Origin of the sequence: Duganella sp. Leaf126 (assembly GCF_001423125.1) — a bacterium.
GTDB lineage: Bacteria > Pseudomonadota > Gammaproteobacteria > Burkholderiales > Burkholderiaceae_D > Rugamonas.
The window spans coordinates 722,012-736,406 of the sequence record NZ_LMNW01000012.1; the positions used below are offsets into that span (position 1 = coordinate 722,012).

The window sequence follows — 14,395 nt, forward strand, 5'->3', positions numbered from 1 at the left end:
TGGGGGTTACCCATTCTAAGCGCATTTAGCTTTATCCGCAGGACTATACGAGGGACAAATGGGGCGTAAATCATCCCTGACAGAAAAGCAGTGGTCGGAGATCGAGCGCCGCCTCCTCGCAGGGGAGAAGGGCAGAGCCCTCGCCCGCGAGTTCGACATCTCCGAAGCCGCCATACGCAAGCGCTGTGGTGCGCAGACGAAACAAGTAAAAGATGTTGCAAATCAATTAGTTGCAGCAGAGACAGCCTTCCGCGCACTTCCGATTAGTGCGCAAATTCAAGCGCGTACCTTGGCCGATGAGCTCAAGGAGATCTCGATGCACCTGGCTGGCGCCGCACGCTTCGGCGCTGCCACCGCGCACCGCCTGTCGGGCATTGCCCACGCCAAGGTTGCCGAGATCGATGACGCCAAGCCGATGGACGATGAAAGCCGGGTCGCTCTGTCCGACATCGGCGCGCTGACACGGCTCGCCAACGGCGCCGCTGAGATCGGTCTGGACCTGATCAAGGCTACGAAGGACATCAAGCCCGAGGACGACAAGCCGACGCCTGTGCAGATCGTGATCGGCGTTAAGGACGCTGCGCGGCATGACGACACCCAACCTCGAACTGAACATCCCGCAGGCTAACTTTCTAAACCTGCCGCACAAGTACAAGGCCTACGTGGCCGGCTTCGGCTCCGGCAAGACATTCGTCGGCTGCGTGGGCATCTGCATGCACTTCTGGCAGTGGCCGGGCATCAGCCAGGGCTACTTCGCACCGACCTATCCGCAGATTCGCGACATCTTCTATCCCACGATGGAGGAGGTGGCCCACGCGATGGGCTTGAAGATCAAGGTCAAGCAGGGCGACCACGAAGTCGAGGTGTACGAGGGCCGGCTCTACCGCGGCACGGTCATCTGCCGCTCGATGGAGAAGCCGGAAACGATCGTGGGCTTCAAGATCGGCCATGCACTGATCGACGAGCTCGATGTGATGCCGATGAAGAAGGCTGAGACGGCCTGGCGCAAGATCATCGCGCGGATGCGCTACAACGTGCCAGGGCTGCTGAACGGCATCGACGTGACCACCACGCCGGAGGGCTTCAAGTTCGTCTACGCGCAGTTTGTGAAGGCGGTGCGAGACAAGCCAGAGCTGGCGGCGCTGTACGGCCTGATCCAGGCGAGCACGTTCGACAACGAGCTCAATCTGCCGGCGGACTATATCCCGTCGCTGCTGGCCAGCTACCCGCCGGCGCTGATCGACGCCTACCTGCGCGGCAAGTTCACCAACTTGACCAGCGGTAGCGTGTACCCGGACTTCGACCGGATCAAGAACCGCAGCACGGCGATCATCCTGCCGGGCGAGCCGCTGCAGGTGGGCCTGGACTTCAACGTGCAGAACATGACTGCCTGCATCAACGTGGTCCGCGAGGGAATGCCGTTGACGCTGGCCGAGCGCGTGAAGGTGCGGGACACGCCGGCCATGGCCCGAATCCTGAAAGAGGACTTCGCCAATAAGGGCCACCAGATCAAGATTTACCCGGATGCCTCCGGCCAGAACACCAGCAGCAAGAATGCCAGCGAATCGGATCTGTCGATCCTGCGCGCGGCCGGCTTCCAACTGGAGGTGAACCACACCAACCCTGCGGTGAAGGACCGTGTCAACGCCTACAACGCGATGATCCTAAACGCAGCAGGCGAACGGCAGTGGAAGATCAACACTGACCTGTGCCCGACCACCACCGAAGCGCTCGAACAGCAGGTGTGGGGCGCGGACGGCCAGCCAGATAAGAAGTCTGGGCACGACCACCCGAACGACGCCAACGGCTACTTCATCGTCAAGCGGTACCCGATAGTAAAGCGCGAGACCTCGGTGTCGTCGCTGCGTCTGTAATCACAAGGAATTCCCATGGTTCACCCAGTACGCAAACAATCCGACGAGGCCACAGCGCTCAACGAGCACTGCGCGCTGATCGACGCGCTGCTGGGCGGTACGAAGGCCATGCGCGCCGCCGGCGAGCAGTACCTGCCGCGCTGGCCGGCAGAGGATTCGGATTCGCACAAAACGCGCCTGGCCGTGGCAACGTTGTTCCCGGCCTACCAGCGCACGATCGAGGTGCTGGGCGCCAAGCCGTTCAGCAAGCCGGTCACGCTGGGCAAGGACGTGCCCGCGAAGCTGCAGCCGTGGCTCGAAGACGTCGATCGCCAGGGACGCAACCTGCATGCTTTCCTCGCTGAGGTGGGCCAGGAGGCGCTGGGCTATGGTTTCTCGGGCATCCTGGTGGACTACCCGCCGACGCAGGACAAGGACGGCAAGCAACTCTACGTCACCAAGGCGGACGAGCAGGCCGCTGCGGTACGGCCGTACTTCGTGCAGATTCACCCCAAGAACATCCTGGGCTGGCTGACCGACAGGAATGGCCTCAAGCAGCTGCGCTTGCTGGAAACGGCCACCGAGGAGGACGGCGAATTCGCAACGAAGGAAGTCGAGCAGGTGCGCGTGCTGACGCGCGGCGCCTGGGCGACGTGGCGCAAGGTCGAGGGCGGCAACAAGCAGGACGACTGGCAGATTCATGAACGTGGTGTGACCACCATCAAGGGCATCCCGTTCGTTCCCGTCTACGGCAACCGCCTGGGCTTCATGCGTGCTCGGCCGGCGCTGCTCGAGCTGGCCTATGCCAACGTCGAGCACTGGCAGAGCAAGAGCGATCAGCAGAACATCCTGCACGTCGCTCGCGTGCCGATCCTGTTCGGGAAGGGATTGGGCGAGAGCCAGATCTCGGTTGGTGCTGGCACGGCGGTAAAGGCTGAACATCCAGACGCTGACCTTAAATTCGTGGAGCACAGCGGCAAGGCAATCGATGCCGGCCGCCTGTCGATCCTCGACCTTGAAGACCGCATGCGCCAGGCCGGCGCCGAGCTGCTGGTGATCAAGCCCGGCAACGTCACCGAGAGCCAGACGCTGGCCGACAACGAGCAGGGCGCTTGCGCGCTGCAGAAGGTGGCCGAGAACATCGAGGACTCGGGCGACCAGGCGCTGCAGTTCATGGCTGAGTGGGTGGGTGAGGCGCAAGGCGGCCACATCACCGTGTTCAAGGACTTCGGCGCCGCAACCCTGGCCGAGGCCAGTGCCGAGCTGCTGCTGAAGGTCAATCAGGCCGGCCGACTGTCCAACGAATCGCTGTATGGCGAGTTGCAGCGGCGCGGCATCGTCCGGCCCGACGCCACATGGGCGGAAGAGCAAGAGCGCATCGATGCGCAGGGGCCGGCACTGGCAAACCTGCCCGATCCTGACGCGCCGCCGGCACCGCAACCGAAGGCCAAGCCTAAAGCAACATGATCGATCCGCTGCTCGACCATACCGTCCGCCACCAGGTGAACATGGCCCAATACGGCAATTACGTACTGGCGAAAATGATCCGGGTGCTGAACCTTACCGATGCTGACCTGATCGGCGCCCTGAACGCGGCGCTGGAGGAGGTCGACGCGGACTCCTTCAAGGTCCAGCGCCTGGACAAGCTGCTGGCCAGCGTGCGGGAAGTGAATGCCCAGGCTTACGCGAAGCTGTACGGCGCCATGGCCGACGAGCTCCAGGCCTACGTGGAGTACGAAGGCCAGTTCCAGTACGACCTGTACAAGCAGGTGGTTCCGGCGACGTTCAGCATTTCCAGTGTGGTACCGGAGCAGGTCTACGCCGCCGCGATGGCGCAGCCGATGCAGGGCCGCCTGCTCAAGGACTGGGCGGCCAACCTGTCGGCCAGCCGGCTGCAGCGCGTCAAAGACACCATCGCCGTGGGCTATACCCAAGGCAAGACGACCAGCGACATCGTGCGTGAGATTCGCGGCACGAAAGCCCTGAACTACGCCGACGGCTTGCTCGACACGAGCCGCCGGGAGGTGGACGCGGTGGTGCGCACTGCGCTGAGCCACACGGCCCAGGTCACGCGCACGCGCTTCACGAAAGAAAACGATGACATCCTCGGCGACGAGATGTGGGTCAGCACCCTGGACGGCCGCACCAGCCCGGAGTGCCGCGCCCGCGACCACCTGCTGTACACCAGGGGCGACCATCAGCCGGTCGGTCACGACCTACCATGGCGCGCCGGCCCTGGCCGCATCCACTGGTGCTGCCGCTCGTCCTCGATCGCGCTGCTGAAAGGCCAGAAGTCGCTGACGGGCGCGCGTGCGTCCGCTGGCGGTTCGGTCGATGCGAACCTGGCCTACTCGGACTGGTTCAAGCAGCAGACCGCTGACGTGCAGGACCAGGTCATCGGCCCGGCGCGGGGCGACCTCTACCGCGCCGGCAAGTTTGACGTCAAAGACTTCACGAACGACAAGGGCCGGATGGCCTCGCTAAAGGAATTGCGCGCGCGCGACGGCGCCGCCTTCCGGCAGCCGCCCGGCGACTTCACTGTGTACGATTCGACCTATCCGCGCACGCTGCCCGACACCTCGACGCCGGCACGCCAGCAAGCTGTAGCAATCGAGGAGCGCATCCGAGACGACACGCTGGAGACAGGCGCTTTCGTGGCGCCTGATGGCAAGGTGCTGGCGCAGCGCCAGGGGCAGCCAGATCGGGTAACCTTCAAAGGGTCGGATTTCGATGGCGTGGCCGGCGCGGTGTTCACGCACAACCACCCAGGCGGCACGTCGTTCTCGCTGGCCGACGTGGCCCATGCGGCAGATCTCAACCTGGCTGAGTTGCGAGCCGTGACACCGCTGCAGCGGTTCAGCATGATGCCGGGCAAGGCCTGGCCTGATCCTGGCACCATCCAGAAGGCTTATAATGCTGAGTTGAAGCACGCCCAGCTGGACGTGCACAATCGCGTCACGGGCGGCGAACTGCAGGCGAAGTTCAAGGCCGCCGAAACTGCCCACATCCTGTGGGAGCGCGTGGCGAAACGACTCGGCATGCAGTACACCAGGGAGAATTCGTAGATGGAACCGCAAAAGTGGCCGGAGAAGCACATCGGCGACGTCATTGTCGAGCGCAAGGGGCATCCAGTCTGGTGCACCCGTGCTGACGTTCGGCCGGACGACGGGCGTTGCTTCTACGATGGCGATCTGTCTGACGTGCTCGAGCCTGATGACCCTCGTGTGGCGGACTGATGCTGCACCTGGTCCCTGACACTCCGGCACCTGAGAAGCCGAAGCTGCGTAGCGCCCGCGCCAGCAAGCCGGCCGACATGCTGCAATGCCCGCGCTGCCAAGGCCGGGAGTTCATCGAGACGGTGATTGGCGCCATGGTGCAGGCGCGCAAGCTCAAGGGCGGCACCCGGCAGATCGTCTGCTTCGGCTGCATGCTGAATGGTGAGCGCGTGGTCGTCGCATAAATCGACCACAAATATTCCAAAAATTATTCTAAAGGCCGCCCGGGCAACCTGGCGGCTTTTTTTATGCCTGGGCCATATGCACATAGCCATCAACATCATCTGCTGGCTGTGGGGCTGCTGGGTCGCGTTCAACCTGCTCATGGTCGCTCTGGCCGCCACAGTGCTGCCAGTCCACCAAGCGCACTTTGACGGGTTCCGCGCTCGGTTGCCGTCCTGGTTGCCTGAACTGCTAACCAGCGACGAGATTGCCGCGGTGGTTTCGCACGAGCATGGTCACCGATACCATCTGCACGTCTGGACCAACCTCGCGCTGCGCTGCCTGCTCCTGACCCCGGGCGCGCGCTGCCGGCGCCGACAGGAGATCGAAGCCGACGACTACGCCGTCGCTCACGGGCACGGCCGCCACATGGCCAGCGCGCTCCGAAAGCTGTCGAGTCACCCTGACGACATATCCCGGGCCGAGCGCCTGGAACGAATGTAAGACCAACCTGAATTTCACCAAGCCGCCTTCGAGCGGTTTTTTTATGCCGCAAGCGGACGCGACGCGGTGCACGGCCGGAAGGCCATCGATAGGGCGGATGCCCGGAAAGTCATACCATGCCATTCAAATACAACGCCGACGGCACGATCGCTCTGGACGACAAGAAGCTGCCGATCTTCATCCATTCGAACGGCACCGAGGCGGCATTTGACGCCGAGGCCACGCTCGGAACCATCTCCCGCTTGAACGGTGAAGCGAAGGCGCATCGCGAAGCGAAGGAAGCGGCCGAGACCAAGCTGAAGTCGTTCGACGGCATCGAAGACGGCGTGGCGGCACTGGCGGCCCTGAACACCGTGAAGAGCCTGAGCTCCGGTGAGCTGAAGACTGCCGCCCAGGTGAAAGAAATCCAGGATGCCGCCGCCAAGACCGCGCAGGAGCAAGTAGCCGCCCAGGCCAAAGCCAGCGCCCAGCAGTTGCAGGAACTGACCGCGACGCTGGAAAAGCGCACCAATGAATTGAACAACCACATGATCGGCGGTGGCTTTACTGGCTCCAAGCTGTTCAACAAAGAAGCGAAGCATCCAAGCCAGCTGGCAATCCCGCCTGAGATGGCGCGCGCCTACTTCGGCGGCAACTTCAAGGTCGAAGACGGCAAGATGGTTCCTTACGACGCCGCTGGTAATAAGATTTTTTCGCCGACACGCCCTGGTGAGATTGCCGACTTCGATGAAGGCCTGGCTCAGCTCGTCGCCGCCTGCCCGTTCAAGGAGCAGATTCTGGCAAGCTCGGGCGCATCCGGTGGTGGCGCCCAAGGCAACGGCGGGAAGACGCCAGGCGGCAAGAAGCAGATTACGCGCGCCGAGTACGACGCCATGGATCCCATGGCCCGCGCCGGCGCAATGAAAGAAGGTGCCGCGATCGTTGATTGATCCCGCTCGCTCCACACACGAGGCCCGCTACATGCGGGCTTCTTCGTTTTCGCAGTACCGCAGTGCTTTGCCGGCGCCTGGATGGGCAAGTCGGTGCTTTTGGGCTGGATGGCCTCTCTGTTCAAAACCTCAAACCACCAATTAAAGGCAATTCCAACATGAAGAAAATGATGATTTCCATCGTCGCCCTGGCTGCGATGGCACTGACCTCCACGGCCCAGGCCGTCAGCACCTGCGCCGACAAGATGGCATTCGGTACCAAGGTCGTCTGCGAAATGGTCCAGGCCCACATCTGGAACTACGCTACCAAAACCGGCCTGGCACTGGGCTCGAACAACCTGACCGGCCTGATCACCACGCTGTACAACGCGATGGATGTGGTATCACGCGAGCAGGTGGGTATGATCCCGGCCGTGTCCGCAGACATGACATTCGCCCGCGCTGCCGTCGGCCAAGTTGTGACTTCGCCAGTCGCGCCAGCGGCAACCGCGACCGACATCACGCCGGCCGTGACGCCACCGAATGACGGCGACCAGAACATCGGCAACAAGTCGGTAACCCTGACCAAGGCACGCCGTGTGCCGATCCGCTGGAACGGCGAAGAGAAGCTGGCTCTGGACAACAGCGGTAACAGCTACAACATCATCCTGCGAGACCAGTTCGCCCAGGCGATGCGCACGCTGTGCAATGAAGTCGAATCGGACCTGACTGCGCTGCACGTCAAGGCCTCCCGCGCCTACGGCACCCCGGGCACTGCGCCTTTCAGCATTGCCAACGATCTCGGCGACACCGCCGGCGCCCTGCGCATCCTGGAAGACAACGGCGCCCAAGGCCTCGACTTCCAGATGGTGCTGGGCTCGGCCGCGATGCAGAACATGCGGGGCAAGCAATCGGGCTTGTTCAACGTCGAGAAGGCTGGTCGCGAGGACATGCTTCGCGACGGCATCACCGACCGTCTGCAAGGCCTGGCGCTGCGCCAGTCTGCGCAGATCAAGCGCCCAGCGAAGGGCACCGCCGCCGGCGCGACCACTAACGCAAACGGCTATGCATTCGGTGCCACAGTCATCACGCTGGCCGCCGCCGGTACCGGTTCGTTCATAGCGGGCGACGTAATCGCTTTCGCCGGCGATCCCGAAAACAAATATGTCGTCTCGTCCGGCGACGCTAGCACGGCGGATGGCGGCACCATCACCATCGCTGCGCCAGGTCTGCTGCAAGCAATCCCGCCCGCTGCGACCGCGATCACCGTCGCCAACGTCGGCTTCCGCAATATGTTCTTCGCCCGCTCGGCAATCGTGCTGGCAACTCGCGTTCCGGCGCTGCCAGCGCAGGGCGACTCAGCCGCCGACCGCACCATCATCACCGACCCTGTGTCGGGCCTGTCGTTCGAGGTGAGCATGTACATGCAGTACCGCCAGGTCCAGTACGAGATCGCACTGGTGTGGGGCGTCGGCGCTGCCAAGGACGAGCACATCGGCATCCTGCTGGGCTAATCCATCAACACCACCCGGCGGCCAGGACGGCGCCGGGCAACCTGCGAGAACGCAATGCCAACCATCAAAATCAAGTCCAGCGACCCTGCTACCCAAGGTCCTTTCGTCATTATCGAAAAGGGCGACTTCAACCCAGATTTCCACGAACTTTACGACGACGGCTCCGACCAAGGCATGGGCGACGTAGAGCGCGCGCCGACCATGGCCGAGCTGTTGGCCGCCCGCGACCAGCTGATCGCGCGCGAGCGCCAACTCGCCGACCTCGAGCAGAGCCTCACCGAACAGGCGCGAGCCAACGAGGTCGAGGCCCAGCGCCTGGCCGACGAGCGCTCCGCTGCCGAAAAGGCGAAGACTGCTTCCGACGCTGCCGACAAGGCTACCAAGAAGGCCGCCGACAAAGCTGCAGCCGACGCGAACAAGTCGTAAGCACTACCTCCAGCACCACAAACAGCCCGCCGCGTGCGGGCTTTTTCAATTCCGCCACCGAGATAGCTAATGTCCACAACCACCAAGATTAAAGTAGGCGAGTCCGCCAAGACCATTTCGCTGCCCGAGGGGCAGGCGCTGGTTCTCACAGGCTCGACCGGCGCTGCCGGCGTGGCCTACTTGCTGGACCAGGCGCTCGGCGGCACCAATTCACTGCGGTCGTGGGTCATCGGCGCCGGAGCGCTGGCTGCCATTGGCCCGTACGAAAACACGCAGCTGATCCATGTGACGTGCTCGGCCGGCTCGATCGCGGCGACTGTCAAAGATGCGGTGCTGACGATCTCTGTCTCGACAACGCCGACACCAACGCCGACCCCGACGCCAACCACGCCAGGCCAGCCGGCAAAACCGGTCCTGACTGCTATGGCGGGCGCCGTGAGCCTGGCCTGGACGCCGGGCGCCGCCGGCAGCACGGCTACCACCGGGAACATCTGGACCGACATCAACGGCAACGTCACGCAGCTGACCACTAATCCGCAAACGATCACGGCGCCGGCCGGAACGCCGTACACCGGCACGGTGTCCACGGTAAATGCTCAGGGCGCTGGGCCAGCATCTGCGCAGGCCGATCCCGTCACGCCCATCTCGATGCCGACCGTCGTGCCGTTCGACAGCACGGTGGCATTTCCCGCTGGCCAGCAGGTCACGTATGCCGGTGGCCTGTACACATTCACCGCCGCGCATCCTGCCGGGAACTGGACCGGTGCCGACGTGACGTACAACGGCCAGAGCGGCACGCGCGCGCTCAATACAGTGGGCATGAGCAAACCACTCGGCGTGGTCAGCTCGTTCACCTCCGGCGGCATGGACACCACCACGACGACAGCCCCCAGCGGCTCGCGCGGCGGCAAATGCCAGATGGAAGCGCCCTTCACGAAGCTGCGTGTGGTGCGCTACCAGCGCGAGGCGGCACCTACTCGTGGATTCGCGATTTCGGTTGCCTCGACCGAGACCGACAGCGCGTCGAGCATTTCGAATGCTGTTGACCCGATCGTCGGCGGCGTCGCGTACAGTGTGCTGCGGGCAAACTCGCAGTATGGCTTTGCCCGCGTCCCTTGGGGCGGCCAGCCACGCTCGCCGATCCAAGCGCCAGCAGGCGTCAGCTCGCCAGGCCAGGGCTACGTCACGCATATGAGCACGGCGATCTCCGACTGGGTGGACTGCGCCAGCGTGACGCCGCTCAACAACAAACTGCCGATGGTTGTCTTCCGCTACAACGGCCTGGCCAACGCCGGCGACGTCGGCTCGAACGCCAACCAGGGCACGCTGGGCGCCATGTACAACGCCTACATCAACGGCACCGCGACCGGGCGCTTTCTCGTCGCACCGAGCGTAGGCGCTGGCGATCACGTGGCCGATCCGACGTTGTCGCGCGCTGGCGCCACGATGTACGACCCGACGCAGTACAACACCGGCATCTGGCAGAACATCGCATTCTGCGCCGAGCATGGCATCCCGACGCGGGTGGTTGCCGGGTTCGGCGACTCGATCACAGAGGGCTACTCCTGGTGGCAGAACGCGGTCTACGCGCTCAGCACGCAGAAAGCGCCGGCTTACGTGGTGAATTTTGGCTGCAGCACCAACCGCGCCGCGCAGTACCTGGAATTGCTCAAGTCTCAGTTGCGTGAGGAAAACTACTTCACCGACATTTTGATTCCGTCGTTTTCGCCGAACGAAGTGCAAGCGATGACCAGCACGCTGGCCGATGGATTTATCGCCGGCCTGCAGGATGCCATTGAGCTGTGCCGAGTCTATAACAAGCGTCTGTACATCTGGACTAGCTACGCCGCCAAAACCACCCGCTATGCAGGCAACTCGACAGCGACCGCCGCGATTCGAAAAATCAACGACTGGGTACGCGCTGAAGCTGGCAAAACTGGCGCGCTGTTCAACCTGATCGAGATCGAAAACGGCTGGGACAACGCCAGCATGATCGTGACCGCGAACAGCGACAACACGCACCCGAACGCCACGGCCGGCATCCCCTACATGACCTCTCGCTGCCTGCCAGCCATCCAACTCGGAGCGTAAAACATGCCAATAGCAACCATCAGTATTTCGGCGCTGGTCGGCAAGGCCAGCAGCGTGTCGGGCTCATTCACGACCGACGCCAACCCGGAAGTGACGACCACCACCACTGCGGACGCTACCGCGAACCAGACCGCGCTGACGGTCGTCACTACCGCCGGCTTCGAGTCGGCCGCCGACTACCTGACGCTGGCCGGCGCGGGCTTGAACGGCGCCGACGCGAACATTCAGGTGACGGCGCTGGGCGTGTCGGGCGTGAACGCGGCTACGCGCGTAACCATTCCCGGATTCGCGATCAAAACCACAGCCCCATCCGGCGCCGCCGTGGCCCGCTGGAACCGGATCGCCATCACGGCGCGCCCGAAGCATGTGCGAATCACACGCCGCGACAACGGCGATTATTTCGATTGGACCGACGGCATGGAGCCGGTCAGCGCAAACACCTCGATCGGTGGCGTGCAATCGTTGCAGGCCCGGGTGATGCTGTGCCAGCCGGGCGCCATTCACATTGCCCCGGGAATTCTGGCCGCCTCGCAGACCTACGACATTGTTATTGACTACTGACCGGGGGGGGATATGCGCAAATACGGGACTTTCTTCCGGCCGTTTGCGGCTGATTCGCTGTGGAACAGCCGGCCCATCAATCCGGTGCTGGACACGTGGGTGATCCCGCCGTGCTTCAAGCCCAGGGGTAGCACTGCAAAATGCTATCCCTCGGTCGCCGCCGGCGCCTGGTCGAGCGGGGTGTACCAGGCCCTGCCGACCGACCCGGCGCAGACCGTCTACCCGCAGTCCGGGCAAGCTGGTGTGTTCGACTCGGACGCCGATGAGTGGAAGTCAGCGATCACCATCCCGCATTGGCCGGCGGGCGCCGTCGGCGCTACCGGCTCGGATGGCCACTGCGACATCATCGACGAGGAGGCCGGTGTGATCCATTCGTTCTGGCAGCTCAAGAGCGACAGCACCGGGCGCTTCACGGCGCGCCAGTATGGCTGGGCGCCCCTGCAGGGTACTGGCTTCGGAGACGCCGCACACTACTCGCAAGGCGCCCGCGCAACCGGCGTGCCGGCCTCGGCTGGCATGATTCGCACGCACGAAGTGAACGATGGCAAAGCGATGTTCGAGCACGCGCTGGCTTGCTCGCTGGACCAGACTGGCCTGTCCGCGTCGCCGGCGTTCATCCCGCCAGCCACCTCGTCGGACTATAACCCGCAAGTCAATACCGGCCAGATCCCCGAAGGCGCGCTGATCATGCTGCCGGCCAGCTACGACACCGCGCGCCTGGCGCGCTGGCCGCTGCTCCAGAAGGTGGCCGAGACGCTCAAGGTCTTCGGCGCCCGTGTCGTCGACCGCAACGAATTCACGCCCTTCGTGATCTACGTGGAGAATGGCTCGGGCTGGAAGATGTCGCCGCTCGCATGGGATACCGACATGGCCAACGAGCTGGAACTGATCCGTGCGCATCTGCGCCAGGTGATGTCGCAGGACGGGTTCATCGCCGGCGAAGAGGACGGGGTGGCGGAGGATAGCATCCTTTCGCTGCGCGGTCCGTGGAAGCACGAGAAGACCGGCGCCGTGGCACGCGGGCTGTACGACACCCTGGCGCAGGGCCTGCGGTTTGATGCCAATACGACGCTGGTCAGCGTCAAGAACAGCGACGGTACCGGCCTGCGCGTCCAGCGCTACAAGCCGCAGGCTGGCGATTACCTGCAGCTCGCCACGGCTTCCGACTGCGGCGCGCGCCTCAAGATGGTTGTCCACGGCCAGAAGGCCGGCGGCGGCGTGGCGCCCGATCTCGTAATCGTTCCACTCGATGGCGCGCCGGTAGCGTTCACGTGGCCTCCCGGCGGCTGGATGGAGTTGGTGGCATGGAAGTTTCCGGGGGCGGGCGGAGTGTTGAGGGCAACGTTAAAGAAAATCACAGAGGCCGAGTATCTGGCGGCGACGAAATAGGGACGGTCATGCTTAATCTTGAAACCGGCGCCGGCCTGCCGGATGCTGACAGCTACGCCAGCGTGGAGCAGGCTGATCGACAGCTCGAAGCTCTTGGTGTGGCCGACTGGTCGCCACTGGACCAGGCCGCGAAGGAAATCGCGCTGCGCAACGCGACGCGCTTCATGGCCGCAAACTACCGGCTGCGCTGGGCCGGCCGCCGCGTGCATCAAGCGCAGGCGCTGGATTGGCCGCGCTACGGTGTGTGCGTTGACGAATGGCCGGTGCGCAGCGATGTTGTGCCACGCGAAGTCGTGAGCGCGTGCATTGACCTGGCGGCGCGAGCAGGGCGCGGCGAGCAGCTGCTGCCTGACCTCGAAGTCGGCAACAACCAGGTCAAGCGGGACAAGACCGGCCCCTTAGAAACCGAATACTTCGAAAACAACACCGATGCCGCATTCCGGTTCGTCGCCGTCGACGCCGCGCTGGCGCCGTTTTTCGGCGCGTCTGGCGGCGCTGGCATGATCAAGCTGGTGCGGGGATGAACGGCTACGCCAAGAAGGCACGCGAGACAGACGTCAAGCTGCGCAAGAAGGGTGGCACGGTCACACTGCGCCGGATCGTGCTTGGTGACGACGACCCGGACACCGGCAAGCCCGAGCAGACGATCACGGAATATACGGCCTTCGGCGTCAAGCTGAACTACAGCGCTGACCGCATCGATGGCACGCTGATCCAGTCCGGCGACCAGGAGCTGCTGCTCTCGCCGCTGCAGCTGAACGGCCAGCCGCTGCCGGAACCGACTGCCGGCGACCTGGTTCTGATTGGTGGGGTCCGCTACGCCATCCACAACGTCGCCAAGCTCGAGCCGATCGACATAGCGATTCTGTTCACCCTGCAGCTGCGAGGTAACTGATGGCCGGATCATTCAGCGCTGACCTGACTAGCTTCATTCGCCACGCCGGCGGCAACATCGACAAGGCGCACCGCATGGCCGTTGTCCTGGTGGCGCAGGGCGTGGTGATGGGCAGCCCCGTTGACACGGGCCGCTTCCGCGGCAACTGGCAATTTGGCAAGGTGCTGCCGCAGGGCGTATTGCCCACGCTCGACACTTCCGGCGCCGCTGCTATCGCGCGCATCGCTGGCCAGACCGTTGGAATAAAACCCGGCGGGGAGGTGTGGGTCGTCAACAACCTGCCTTATGCCGGCAAACTGGAATACGGCTACAGCCAGCAGGCGCCAAGCGGCATGGTCCGCGTCACGCTGGCCAACCTGCCAGCGGCGCTGGAAAACTACGTACGAGGCCTGCAATGAGCAACAAAATTATCCGGTCCGCGCTCGAAGGCCGCCTCAAGGGCTGGGCCGCTGCGCAGGTGCCGCCTATCCCCGTATTCCTTGAGAATCGCGGCAAGACCCCGACGGTGGGCGAGCGCCACCTGCGCGCCGACCTGCTGCCGGGCGATACGCACGACCCGAGCCAGGGCGCGCAGCACCGCCGATACCACGGCATGTACCAGGTGGGCGTGTTCCTGCCAGAGAACGACGGCACGGGCGACGCGGACGACCTGGCCAAGGCCATCGAAGTGCTGTTCCGCTGCCCGACCGTGCTGACGAAACAGGGCCTCAACGTGCGCATCATGCAGACGCCATCTATCGCCCAGTCGCGGCCCGACGGCAATGGCTTCTGGATGACGCCCATCACCATCAAATATTCGGCTGACGATTTCAGCTAA

Annotated in this window: 17 protein-coding genes; all 17 read left to right on the forward strand. The window is 63.8% G+C overall.

Annotation, left to right across the window (positions count from 1 at the left end; genetic code table 11):
- Window positions 1-58 precede the first annotated feature (58 nt).
- Window positions 59-628 (forward strand): hypothetical protein, encoded by a 570-nt coding sequence (locus tag ASF61_RS10915; protein ID WP_056155220.1) that lies wholly within the window; start codon window positions 59-61, stop codon window positions 626-628.
- Complete coding sequence (locus ASF61_RS10920) at window positions 588-1,874, forward strand: terminase large subunit domain-containing protein (RefSeq protein WP_056155223.1); 1,287 nt, start codon at window positions 588-590, stop codon at window positions 1,872-1,874. Before ASF61_RS10915 ends, ASF61_RS10920 begins: the two co-directional genes overlap by 41 nt.
- A gap of 15 nt (window positions 1,875-1,889) precedes the next feature.
- On the forward strand, window positions 1,890-3,320 hold the full coding sequence (locus ASF61_RS10925) for a DUF4055 domain-containing protein (protein ID WP_056155226.1): 1,431 nt from the start codon (window positions 1,890-1,892) through the stop codon (window positions 3,318-3,320).
- Window positions 3,317-4,918 (forward strand): hypothetical protein, encoded by a 1,602-nt coding sequence (locus ASF61_RS10930; protein WP_200919834.1) that lies wholly within the window; start codon window positions 3,317-3,319, stop codon window positions 4,916-4,918. Before ASF61_RS10925 ends, ASF61_RS10930 begins: the two co-directional genes overlap by 4 nt.
- A complete protein-coding gene (locus tag ASF61_RS23265) occupies window positions 4,919-5,089 on the forward strand; it encodes a hypothetical protein (RefSeq protein ID WP_156369527.1) in 171 nt (56 codons plus the stop codon).
- A complete protein-coding gene (locus ASF61_RS10935; protein WP_229205796.1) occupies window positions 5,089-5,313 on the forward strand; it encodes a hypothetical protein in 225 nt (74 codons plus the stop codon). Before ASF61_RS23265 ends, ASF61_RS10935 begins: the two co-directional genes overlap by 1 nt.
- A 76-nt stretch (window positions 5,314-5,389) precedes the next feature.
- Window positions 5,390-5,794, forward strand: a complete 405-nt coding sequence (locus ASF61_RS10940) for a hypothetical protein (RefSeq protein WP_056155234.1) — start codon at window positions 5,390-5,392, stop codon at window positions 5,792-5,794.
- A 116-nt stretch (window positions 5,795-5,910) separates the two neighbouring features.
- On the forward strand, window positions 5,911-6,723 hold the full coding sequence (locus ASF61_RS10945) for a DUF6651 domain-containing protein (RefSeq protein WP_056155237.1): 813 nt from the start codon (window positions 5,911-5,913) through the stop codon (window positions 6,721-6,723).
- A gap of 158 nt (window positions 6,724-6,881) precedes the next feature.
- Window positions 6,882-8,216: a P22 phage major capsid protein family protein gene (locus ASF61_RS10950; RefSeq protein WP_082491449.1), complete on the forward strand. Its 1,335-nt coding sequence runs from the start codon at window positions 6,882-6,884 to the stop codon at window positions 8,214-8,216.
- Between the two features lie 54 nt (window positions 8,217-8,270).
- Window positions 8,271-8,642 (forward strand): hypothetical protein, encoded by a 372-nt coding sequence (locus tag ASF61_RS10955; RefSeq protein WP_056155239.1) that lies wholly within the window; start codon window positions 8,271-8,273, stop codon window positions 8,640-8,642.
- Between the two features lie 69 nt (window positions 8,643-8,711).
- Window positions 8,712-10,733, forward strand: coding sequence for an SGNH/GDSL hydrolase family protein (locus tag ASF61_RS10960; RefSeq protein WP_056155242.1), 2,022 nt, complete (start codon window positions 8,712-8,714; stop codon window positions 10,731-10,733).
- 3 nt (window positions 10,734-10,736) lie between these two features.
- The gene (locus ASF61_RS10965; protein WP_056155245.1) at window positions 10,737-11,294 is read left to right on the forward strand and encodes a hypothetical protein; all 558 of its coding nucleotides are present in this window, start codon (window positions 10,737-10,739) and stop codon (window positions 11,292-11,294) included.
- A 12-nt stretch (window positions 11,295-11,306) separates the two neighbouring features.
- Window positions 11,307-12,683 (forward strand): hypothetical protein, encoded by a 1,377-nt coding sequence (locus tag ASF61_RS10970; RefSeq protein ID WP_056155249.1) that lies wholly within the window; start codon window positions 11,307-11,309, stop codon window positions 12,681-12,683.
- Between the two features lie 8 nt (window positions 12,684-12,691).
- Window positions 12,692-13,207: a DnaT-like ssDNA-binding protein gene (locus ASF61_RS10975; protein WP_156369528.1), complete on the forward strand. Its 516-nt coding sequence runs from the start codon at window positions 12,692-12,694 to the stop codon at window positions 13,205-13,207.
- Window positions 13,204-13,578: a hypothetical protein gene (locus ASF61_RS10980; RefSeq protein ID WP_056155255.1), complete on the forward strand. Its 375-nt coding sequence runs from the start codon at window positions 13,204-13,206 to the stop codon at window positions 13,576-13,578. The genes ASF61_RS10975 and ASF61_RS10980 overlap by 4 nt, the downstream gene beginning before the upstream one ends.
- The gene (locus ASF61_RS10985; RefSeq protein WP_056155258.1) at window positions 13,578-13,976 is read left to right on the forward strand and encodes a hypothetical protein; all 399 of its coding nucleotides are present in this window, start codon (window positions 13,578-13,580) and stop codon (window positions 13,974-13,976) included. The genes ASF61_RS10980 and ASF61_RS10985 overlap by 1 nt, the downstream gene beginning before the upstream one ends.
- Window positions 13,973-14,395 carry a DUF4128 domain-containing protein gene (locus ASF61_RS10990; RefSeq protein WP_056155260.1) on the forward strand — a complete coding sequence of 141 codons (423 nt, stop codon included), beginning with the start codon at window positions 13,973-13,975 and terminating at the stop codon, window positions 14,393-14,395. Before ASF61_RS10985 ends, ASF61_RS10990 begins: the two co-directional genes overlap by 4 nt.

Excerpts from the sequence above, each read along its gene's own strand:
- ASF61_RS10915 (WP_056155220.1), top strand. The coding sequence starts at position 59 with ATGGGGCGTAAATCATCCCTGACAGAAAAGCAGTGGTCGGAGATCGAG.
- ASF61_RS10920 (WP_056155223.1), top strand. The coding sequence starts at position 588 with ATGACGACACCCAACCTCGAACTGAACATCCCGCAGGCTAACTTTCTA.
- ASF61_RS10925 (WP_056155226.1), top strand. The coding sequence starts at position 1,890 with ATGGTTCACCCAGTACGCAAACAATCCGACGAGGCCACAGCGCTCAAC.
- ASF61_RS10930 (WP_200919834.1), top strand. The coding sequence starts at position 3,317 with ATGATCGATCCGCTGCTCGACCATACCGTCCGCCACCAGGTGAACATG.
- ASF61_RS23265 (WP_156369527.1), top strand. The coding sequence starts at position 4,919 with ATGGAACCGCAAAAGTGGCCGGAGAAGCACATCGGCGACGTCATTGTC.
- ASF61_RS10935 (WP_229205796.1), top strand. The coding sequence starts at position 5,089 with ATGCTGCACCTGGTCCCTGACACTCCGGCACCTGAGAAGCCGAAGCTG.
- ASF61_RS10940 (WP_056155234.1), top strand. The coding sequence starts at position 5,390 with ATGCACATAGCCATCAACATCATCTGCTGGCTGTGGGGCTGCTGGGTC.
- ASF61_RS10945 (WP_056155237.1), top strand. The coding sequence starts at position 5,911 with ATGCCATTCAAATACAACGCCGACGGCACGATCGCTCTGGACGACAAG.
- ASF61_RS10950 (WP_082491449.1), top strand. The coding sequence starts at position 6,882 with ATGAAGAAAATGATGATTTCCATCGTCGCCCTGGCTGCGATGGCACTG.
- ASF61_RS10955 (WP_056155239.1), top strand. The coding sequence starts at position 8,271 with ATGCCAACCATCAAAATCAAGTCCAGCGACCCTGCTACCCAAGGTCCT.
- ASF61_RS10960 (WP_056155242.1), top strand. The coding sequence starts at position 8,712 with ATGTCCACAACCACCAAGATTAAAGTAGGCGAGTCCGCCAAGACCATT.
- ASF61_RS10965 (WP_056155245.1), top strand. The coding sequence starts at position 10,737 with ATGCCAATAGCAACCATCAGTATTTCGGCGCTGGTCGGCAAGGCCAGC.
- ASF61_RS10970 (WP_056155249.1), top strand. The coding sequence starts at position 11,307 with ATGCGCAAATACGGGACTTTCTTCCGGCCGTTTGCGGCTGATTCGCTG.
- ASF61_RS10975 (WP_156369528.1), top strand. The coding sequence starts at position 12,692 with ATGCTTAATCTTGAAACCGGCGCCGGCCTGCCGGATGCTGACAGCTAC.
- ASF61_RS10980 (WP_056155255.1), top strand. The coding sequence starts at position 13,204 with ATGAACGGCTACGCCAAGAAGGCACGCGAGACAGACGTCAAGCTGCGC.
- ASF61_RS10985 (WP_056155258.1), top strand. The coding sequence starts at position 13,578 with ATGGCCGGATCATTCAGCGCTGACCTGACTAGCTTCATTCGCCACGCC.
- ASF61_RS10990 (WP_056155260.1), top strand. The coding sequence starts at position 13,973 with ATGAGCAACAAAATTATCCGGTCCGCGCTCGAAGGCCGCCTCAAGGGC.